Consider the following 6,337-nt stretch of genomic DNA (forward strand, 5'->3'; position numbering starts at 1 on the left):
CGCCCCGTTTTTCGTGCGCGGGCGTCAGGTTCCGGTGTTGCTGCACAGCACGTCGGCGAGATAGGCCCGCCCGCGCACCGTCTCGATCGCTTGCCGCGCCGCCGTGCGCCATCCCATGCTGGAGCAGAACTGCTCGGCGCTGCGGCGCGCGCAGAAGGCAGTGGCGCTGCCGGTCTCGCACGCCTCGACGCGGTAGCCGTTCATCGCCGGTGCGGGATAGAACTCGGCCGCCATGCCGCGCAGGCTCGGGTTGCGGCCCGGTTCGCCCGGCCGCCCGCCGCCGCTACCGCCCCAGCCCATCGGCCGCATCGACTGCACCTCGATGCCGCGCAGCCCGAGGATCGGTGTATCGCGCGAGATGGTCCGGCAATTGCCGCCATAATTGCGCCGCTCGCACAGCTGCCACTCGCCGCTGTTGACGCGGATCGCGTTGACCCGCCAGGCAAGGCCGAGGTCCGGCTCCGCGCGGCTGATGTTGACCGCCGGACCCTTGTAGTTGGCGTCACGGTAGATGATAGCCTCGGCTTGGGCGGGCGGCCGCAGCATCCGATCGTCCTGAGCGGCCGCCACCGTCACGCCGGCGGCGGCCAGCAGCCCCCCGGCGACAAGCGCGTAGCGTTGCAAGGTCATAAATCCGTCTCCCCCCGAAAAGTGTGCTGTGTTCCATCGGCAGGATGGGACAAGCTGCGGGGAGCGACAAGAAAAAATGCTGCAAGCGAAAGGGGGACCAGCGCCGGTCAGCCGCCCGCGTGGTAGAAGTCGTAGATCTTGCGCGCGACCGTTGCGCTGACGCCGGGGGCGCGTTGCAGGTCCTCGAGCGCGGCGGCGCGCACCTTGCTGGCGGTGCCGAAGTGCAGCAACAGCGCGCGCTTCCTTGCCGGGCCGATGCCGGGGATCTCGTCGAGCGGCGAGGCGGTGATCGCCTTGGAGCGCTTCGCCCGGTGCGCGCCGATGACGAAGCGGTGCACCTCGTCGCGCAGGTTCTGCAAGTGGAACAGCAGCGGCGAGCCCGCCGGCAGCATCTTCTCGCGCCCGTCCGGAAAGTGGAACACCTCGCGCCCCTCGCGCCCGTGCCCCGGTCCCTTGGCGATGCCGACAACCGCGATCTCGTCGGCAAGACCGATCTCCTCCAGCACGCGCATCACGCTGGAGAGCTGCCCCTTGCCCCCGTCGATCAGCATGAGGTCGGGAAGAAGGGTCTCATGGCCCCCCTTGCCCACCCCGCTGGGACTAGGCTCGCCTTCGGCTCGCCAAGTCTCGCTCCCCTCCCGCTTGCGGGAGGGGCTGGGGGTGGGCCCTTCTTCTTCCTCTTCACGCCACGCCCGGAACCGCCGCGCCATCACCTCGCGCATCATCGCGAAATCGTCGTTCGATTGCGCCTCGCGGATGTTGAACTTGCGGTATTGCGACTTCTCGAAACCCTCCGGCCCCGCCACCACCATCGCGCCGACCGCCTTGGTGCCCTGGATGTGGCTGTTGTCGTAGACCTCGATCCGCTGCGGGGGGCTGTCCAGTTCGAGGAACTCGGCGAGCTCGCGGTTGAGCTTGGCCTTGGTCCCGCTCTCCGCCAGCCGCCGCTCGAGCGCCTCGACGGCATTGCGCTGCGCCTGCTGCATGAGCTTGCGCCGATCGCCGCGCTCGGGAACCGAGATGCCGACCTTCCGCCCCGCAAGCTCGCACAGCGCCGCCTCGATCAACTCGCGCTCAGGCACCTCCCGATCGACGAGGATCGTCGGCGGCGGCGGCACCTCCTCGTAGAATTGCAGCATGACATCGGCGAGCACCTGCGCCTCGTCGACCTCCGCCGTGTGGCGCGGGAAGAAGGCGCGGTGGCCCCAGTTCTGCCCGCCGCGGATGAAGAAGGCCTGCACCGTCATCTGCCCGCTCTTGGCGGCAAGCGCAAAGACGTCGGCATCGCCGAGCCCCGCGGCGTTGATCGCCTGGCTCCCCTGGATGAAGGTCGCCGCGCGCAGCCGGTCGCGCAGCATCGCCGCGGTCTCGAAGTCTAGGTTCGCCGCGGCCTCGGCCATCTGCCGCTCGAGATCGGCCTGCACAGCCGAGCTCTTCCCCGCGAGGAAGTCCTTCGCCTGGCGCACCAGCACGTCGTAGTCGGGCGCGCTGATCCGTCCCACGCAGGGGCCTGAACAGCGCTTGATCTGATACAGCAGGCACGGCCGGTCGCGGTTGTTGAAGAAGCTGTCGGTGCAACTTCGCAGCAGGAACAGCTTCTGCAGGGCATTCAGCGTTGTGTTGACGCTCCCCGCGCTCGCGAAGGGCCCGTAGTAGTTCCCCTTCGCCCGCCGCGCGCCGCGGTGCTTCTGGATACGCGGGAAGGCATGATCGGCGCGCAACAGGATGAAGGGGAAGCTCTTGTCGTCGCGCAGCAGCACGTTGAACGGCGGGCGGAAACGCTTGATGAGCTGCGCTTCGAGCAGCAACGCCTCGGCCTCCGACCGGGTGACGACGATCTCCATGCTGCGCGTCTGGCTGACCATCCGCTGGAGCCGCCCGGAGAGTTGGGCGATCTGGGTGTAGTTAGCCACCCGCGCCTTGAGGCTGCGCGCCTTGCCGACATATAGCACCTCGCCGCGCGCATCGACCATCCGGTAGACGCCGGGCACCGGCTTCAGGACCCGCACCGTATCGCGAATCGCCTTTACCCCGCCTTCGAGATCGGGCTGGGCGCTGGCCACCGTCCTGGCGGCCCGCTCCTCGTTGAAGCGTTCCGCACCGCGGGGGTCGTGGGGGGTGCCGGCAGGGGTTCGGGCCATGCGGGCCAGATAGGGACTGCAAGGGGCGATTGGCAATCGCCCCCTGCATCCTTGCGCAGCCCTGTGCGGTCAGGCTGCGGCGATGGTCTGCGCGATCTCGTCGATCGGCTGGTTGGTGACCGCCTTGCCGATCTCGCCGACCAGCCGCTTCTCCAGCTCGATATGATAGTGCCGCCGAAGTTCGCCGAGCGAGCGCTTGTCGGCGACCACGATCAAATGCTCGATAGCATTGGTCTTGGCCTGGTGGTTCATCCAGTCCGCCGCCGCCGCCACGTGCGCCGCCTCATCGAGATCGTTGCCGGTGTGCTGGTTGGTGGTGATCGAGTGGCGCATCTTGCCCGAACTCCGGTTGGTCGGATCGAGGTCCGGCGCGCCGAAGTTCTCGAGGTTGGGATGCACCGCATCGCCACTATTGCGCAGCCACAGGAAGCGCTCGCCGTCGATCACGGCCACGTGGGCCCCGTCGGGTATCTGCATGGGGGTGCTCCTACTTGCGGTGGCGGTCGGCTTTGCCGAACACCGTGTCGAGACGGGTGACGAGCGTGCCGAGCGCGGCGTTGACCGCCTCGAGCGGCTTTTCGGCCCGTTCGGCGACGAAAATCGGCTGGCCATCGCGCGGCCGGGCCTCGAGCCGGGCCTCGACACCGTCGGCGCGGTTGCTGTCGCCATCGACATCGCGGACGTGGACCTCGATGGTCGTCAGGCGCGATCCGAAGCGGGTTTCGAGCCGCTCCGTCAGGCGCTCCTCGACCGCCTGTGCCATGTCGGCGGAGCCTTCGATGGCGTTGTCGGAATTGAAGCGGATCTCCATGTCAGCGCACCTTTCGGCTGCGTTCGAGGACCGGGCGCTGGCCTTCGGCATCGAGGGCGCCCATCACCGGCTCCTCGCGGTTGCGCTCGGCGATCGGGCCGTCGCCGGCGGTGTCTTCCTGATGTTCGAGGTAATCCGGCGCCGCCGCGCCGTCGGCCTTCAGCTTCATGGCCTTCTCCGCGATGTCTTTCTGCGTTCTGTCAGTCACTTGGACAGCCTTTCCGTCGTATGTTCATCAGGCCGCCTCACGCGGCCCCATGCAGCTTCAACAGATGACGACCAAGCCCCGTTCCTCCTGCACAGCCCAGACACGACAGCCCGACGTCCTGCGCGGGACAGGCCGCACCGGCTGCGCGGGGAGCCTTGGCATCGGCCACGGTTTCGCCCTATCGCCGCAGCGGTGATCAACTATGACGTCATCATCCTCGGCGCAGGCGCGGCCGGGCTCTACTGCGCCGGACAGGCCGGGCAGCGGGGCCGCAGCGTCGCTTTGCTGGAGCGAGCCGAAGCGCCGGGGAAGAAGATCCTGATTTCGGGCGGGGGGCGCTGCAACTTCACCAATCTCGGTGCGGGGCCGGCCAACTACCTTTCGGCCAACCCGCATTTCGCCAAGAGCGCGTTAGCCCGCTACACGCCTGCCGATTTCCTCGCGCTGGTCGAGAAGCACGGGATCGCCTGGCACGAGAAGACGCTGGGACAGCTGTTCTGCGACGGTTCGGCCAAGCAGATCGTCGCGATGCTGCTCGACGAGTGTCCGGCGGACCGGGTGACGCTGACCTGCGGGGTCGATGTGGTCGATGTCGCGCGCGGCGAGGATGGCACCTTCACCGTCACCGCCGCCGATGGCCGCACGTGGCACGCGCCCGCGCTGGTGATCGCGACCGGCGGCCCTTCGATCCCCAAGATGGGGGCGAGCGATTTTGCCTACCGGCTCGCCCGTCAGTTCGGCCTCAAGGTGGTCGAGCCCCGCCCCGCGCTCGTCCCGCTGACGCTCGGCGGCGAGGATGCGCTGTTCCGCGAGCTGTCAGGCGTTGCCGCGCCGGTGCGCGCTCGGGCCGGCAAGACGGAATTCGCCGAAGCGGCATTGTTCACCCACAAGGGGCTGTCTGGCCCGGCGATCCTCCAGGTGTCGTCCTACTGGCGGCATGGCGAGCCGGTGGGGATCACTTTCCTGCCCCATGCTTCGAGCGACTGGCTGGTCGAAGCCAAGCGCGACCGCCCCCGCGCGCATCTTCGCACACTCCTGAGAGAACGCCTGCCGGGCCGCCTCGCCGATGCGCTGGCGGACCGGCTGGCACTGGACCGCGAACTCGGCAACCTCGGCGACAAGGACCTGCGCGCCGCGCAGGCCAAGCTCGCCGACTGGCGCTTCGCCCCGAATGGCACGGAAGGCTATGCCAAGGCCGAAGTCACCGCAGGCGGCATCGCCACCGCCGAACTCTCCAGCCGGACGATGGCGGCCACGAAGGCTCCCGGCCTCTATGCGATCGGCGAGGCGGTCGACGTTACCGGCTGGCTCGGCGGCTACAACTTCCAGTGGGCCTGGGCGAGCGGCCACGCCTGCGCCGAAGCGCTGGCAGAGGCGCTCGCCCGGCCCTGATCCTCAGAACAGCTTGCGGATGTCGATCCCGAGGTAGAGGCCGAGCGGGTCGATCACGAAGGGCTGGTAGTTGATCGGTGTCGCCCCGCTCGAATCCCGCACGCGGCGCTGGGCGTCGAACAGGTTGTCGGCGATCAGGCTGACGCGCAGGTCCTTCCACACGCCCTCGTTCTTGCCCGTGAGCTCCGCCATGTTGGCGAAGACGCGCAGGTTGAAGGTGACGATGTCGTCGAAAAAGATATCGGTGCTGCCCGGCAGGCCCGAACCGTCGAGCCGGGTGCTGCCGGTGTAGATGCCCGACACGCGCAAGCCGACGCCCTTGCCGAACACACCGGCCTCGAGGCGGCTGGAATTGCGCGGCAGGCCGAAGGCGCCGGTCGCCTGGCCGTCAAGCTGGTCGAGCGGCTGGAGGCCGGGGGCGATCAGGATCTCGTTGGCGAGCTCCAGCGTGTGCGTGAGGTTCACGAAATAGCGCCAGCCCTGCGGCCGCATGGCGAGCGGGTTGAAGCCCGGCCCGCCGCCCGGTGCACCACCGCGCGCACCGCCCGCACCGCCTGGTCCGCCCGGCGCGCCGGCTGCGGGAGCCTGCGGGGCCATCGCGCAGAACTGCTGCTGGAAGCGGGCAATCGCCTCGGGCGGGATCTTGCCGCTGGCATCGCGCGAACGGTCGAGCGCCATCTTGATGAAGGCCGGATCGACGCCGGGCAGCTCGGCCGAGACATCCTCGCCGCGCTCGATCTTGCCGATCAGCGCGGTCATCGCGGCCACGCCGTCCGGCCCGCAGGCCCGTTCGCGGAAGGCGGCAAAGCCCGGGGGCATACCGCCGCCGGGGGCGCCCGGCGCGCCGGGTCCGCCCTGCATCATCATGCGCGGCGGACCGCCAGCGCCCATCGCCGCCGGGTCCATCGCGCAGATGCGGCTGCGGAACTGTTCGAGCCGCGCCGGATCGATCTTGCCGTCCGCTCCCCGGAACCGCGCGAGCATCGGCGCGAGCGCCTTGGCGTCGACGCCCGGATAGTCGGCCGAGATGTCCGCGCCGCTGTCGATCGCGGCGGCAAGCTTCCCGACGAAGGCGAGCCCGTCCTCGGCGCACAGGCGCGTGCGGAAGGCCATGAACTGCTCGCGCTGCATCGGGCTCGGCGCGAAGCCGCCCGC

General features: G+C 69.2%; 6 protein-coding genes and 1 pseudogene. 1 reads left to right on the top strand and 6 read right to left on the bottom strand.

The annotated features are described in order from the left end of the window. Positions 1 to 24 precede the first annotated feature (24 nt). The 5 genes from OPU67_RS12925 to OPU67_RS12945 all read right to left on the bottom strand — a co-directional run bounded on the left by OPU67_RS12925 (position 25) and on the right by OPU67_RS12945 (position 3,790). A complete protein-coding gene (locus tag OPU67_RS12925; protein WP_267620234.1) occupies positions 25 to 630 on the bottom strand; it encodes a beta/gamma crystallin-related protein in 606 nt (201 codons plus the stop codon). Between the two features lie 107 nt (positions 631 to 737). Continuing rightward, on the bottom strand, positions 738 to 2,771 hold the full coding sequence (gene uvrC / locus OPU67_RS12930; protein WP_267620236.1) for an excinuclease ABC subunit UvrC: 2,034 nt from the start codon (positions 2,769 to 2,771) through the stop codon (positions 738 to 740). 69 nt (positions 2,772 to 2,840) lie between these two features. Then, positions 2,841 to 3,248: a host attachment protein gene (locus OPU67_RS12935; protein WP_267620237.1), complete on the bottom strand. Its 408-nt coding sequence runs from the start codon at positions 3,246 to 3,248 to the stop codon at positions 2,841 to 2,843. A 10-nt stretch (positions 3,249 to 3,258) separates the two neighbouring features. Then, a complete protein-coding gene (locus OPU67_RS12940) occupies positions 3,259 to 3,582 on the bottom strand; it encodes an HPF/RaiA family ribosome-associated protein (protein ID WP_267620239.1) in 324 nt (107 codons plus the stop codon). A gap of 1 nt (position 3,583) precedes the next feature. After that, positions 3,584 to 3,790 (bottom strand): hypothetical protein, encoded by a 207-nt coding sequence (locus tag OPU67_RS12945; protein ID WP_267620241.1) that lies wholly within the window; start codon positions 3,788 to 3,790, stop codon positions 3,584 to 3,586. Positions 3,791 to 3,982: 192 nt separating this feature from the next. Here OPU67_RS12945 and OPU67_RS12950 point away from each other — a divergent pair, with 192 nt between their 5' ends. Next, entirely contained in the window at positions 3,983 to 5,182 is a 1,200-nt protein-coding gene (locus OPU67_RS12950; RefSeq protein ID WP_267620243.1) for an NAD(P)/FAD-dependent oxidoreductase, read from the top strand. 3 nt (positions 5,183 to 5,185) lie between these two features. Here OPU67_RS12950 and OPU67_RS12955 read toward each other — a convergent pair. Then, a pseudogene (locus tag OPU67_RS12955) lies at positions 5,186 to 6,337 on the bottom strand (hypothetical protein); the annotation flags it as partial.

Origin of the sequence: Erythrobacter sp. WG, assembly GCF_026586795.1 — a bacterium.
Lineage (GTDB): Bacteria > Pseudomonadota > Alphaproteobacteria > Sphingomonadales > Sphingomonadaceae > Erythrobacter.

What these genes read in the sequence shown, in the direction of transcription:
- OPU67_RS12925 (WP_267620234.1), bottom strand. Translation starts at nt 630, where the DNA reads ATGACCTTGCAACGCTACGCGCTTGTCGCCGGGGGGCTGCTGGCCGCC.
- uvrC (WP_267620236.1), bottom strand. Translation starts at nt 2,771, where the DNA reads ATGGCCCGAACCCCTGCCGGCACCCCCCACGACCCCCGCGGTGCGGAA.
- OPU67_RS12935 (WP_267620237.1), bottom strand. Translation starts at nt 3,248, where the DNA reads ATGCAGATACCCGACGGGGCCCACGTGGCCGTGATCGACGGCGAGCGC.
- OPU67_RS12940 (WP_267620239.1), bottom strand. Translation starts at nt 3,582, where the DNA reads ATGGAGATCCGCTTCAATTCCGACAACGCCATCGAAGGCTCCGCCGAC.